A 1617-nucleotide genomic window follows, 5' to 3' on the forward strand; every position below is an offset into this window, starting at 1 on the left:
TGTGTGCACACCCATAGGGTCAAAGTTTTCAATAGAACATACGATAATACAGTTATCTTTATTGTCTCTAATAACTTCCATTTCATATTCTTTCCATCCAAGCATAGATTCCATGATCTCAATCTCATTGATCGGACTTGCATCAATACCTTCTTCTGCCAGTTTTTTAAACTCTTCCATATTGTATGCTACACCTGAACCACCACCTGCAAGAGTAAATGACGCTCTACTAATTACGGGGAATCCAATTTCCTTCGCAACTTTTATCGCTTCATCAACACTGTAGGCATTAGCACTTTTAGGTAGATCCATACCAATTTTTATCATGGCATCATTAAAAAGTTGTCTATCTTCACCTTTTTTAATAGCTTCAGGATTAGCTCCAAGGAATTTAACACCTTCAAGCATACCTGCTTCGTTCATATCCATAGCAACGTTGAGTGCAGTCTGTCCACCCATTGTGGGTAGGATGGCATCAACATTTTCTTTTTTGATGATTCTATTAATTATTTCAGGGGTAATCGGTTCGACATAGGTACGGTCTGCAAACTCAGGATCAGTCATGATCGTTGCAGGGTTGGAGTTGATAAGAACAACTCTATAGCCTAATTCTTTAAGTGTTTTAGCTGCCTGAGTTCCAGAATAGTCGAATTCACAAGCTTGACCGATAACGATAGGTCCAGAACCGATAAGTAAAATAGTTTTGATGTCATTGCGTTTTGGCATGGAGAAATACCCTTGATTTTTAGTTTGATATTATACATGATTTAGATAGAAAAAGCCCTTAAAAAAGGGCAAATTTAAGGTTTTAGAATAGGTCTAAACTTGTCGAGTCAAATTTAGACTTGACTTTCTTCACTTTCTTTGGAGGTTCTGCTATTTCAACAGGTGCAGTAGGTTCAATGATATCTTCTTGCGTTTGATCGATACGGCTTGGAATACTGGAAACAACAGGTGTACTCACATTCACATCCTGTAGCGTTTCAATCGTCAGGTTCTGTTCTATGGTACGATTTTGTTCTGTATGAATATTTGGAATACTGTATCTTTTTGCTACCTTTGTGCCATTTGAGTCAAAATCTTCCACCAGTGTTGCTTTTGCATCATTGATGAGGAAAAAGGTTTTTGGATGGAAAATATCACTATAGGTTTTAATATGGGCAACGGTATAGGCACTCTGTACCTCTATTTTTGTTACTAGACCGACAGGAAGGTCTGCGAAAAAGATACCATCTAAGCCTGATGTGACGACTGCATCACCCACTTGAATTTTATGCCATTTAGGTATAAACTTGACGATCATTTCATTTTCGGCCCTACCCAATGCAATACCTGGTGCCTTTGTTTCCCCTATAAAAACAGAAAAACGGCACTTTTTGTCTGAAGTGAGGTAACCATAGAGTTGATTATTTTCTACTCTAGCCGTTCCTCCAACCACATTTCCTTGGATCAGGCCATAGAGTTTATCTTTCTCAAGTCCTTTGGGTTTAGTGAGTATGATCTGAGAAAAACTGTTAAGTTTTACATAAGATATCGTCTCAGTGATGGAGATGTTATCTACAGGCAAATGACTCAAGTCAGGAAGTACTTCATAAATATTCTTTACTTGCTCTATAT

At 37.8% G+C, this 1617-nt stretch carries 1 protein-coding gene and 1 pseudogene; both read right to left on the reverse strand.

Going from position 1 to position 1617, the window contains the following annotated elements; all coding sequences use genetic code 11:
* A pseudogene (gene carB, locus WBM70_RS00055) lies at positions 1–726 on the reverse strand (carbamoyl-phosphate synthase large subunit); the annotation flags it as partial.
* 82 nt (positions 727–808) lie between these two features.
* Positions 809–1617, reverse strand: an 809-nt coding sequence (gene mreC / locus WBM70_RS00060; RefSeq protein ID WP_424556474.1) for a rod shape-determining protein MreC, incomplete at its 5' end; no start/stop codon positions are given.

The sequence above is a fragment of the Sulfurovum sp. genome, from assembly GCF_049668085.1.
Classification (GTDB): Bacteria; Campylobacterota; Campylobacteria; order Campylobacterales; family Sulfurovaceae; genus Sulfurovum.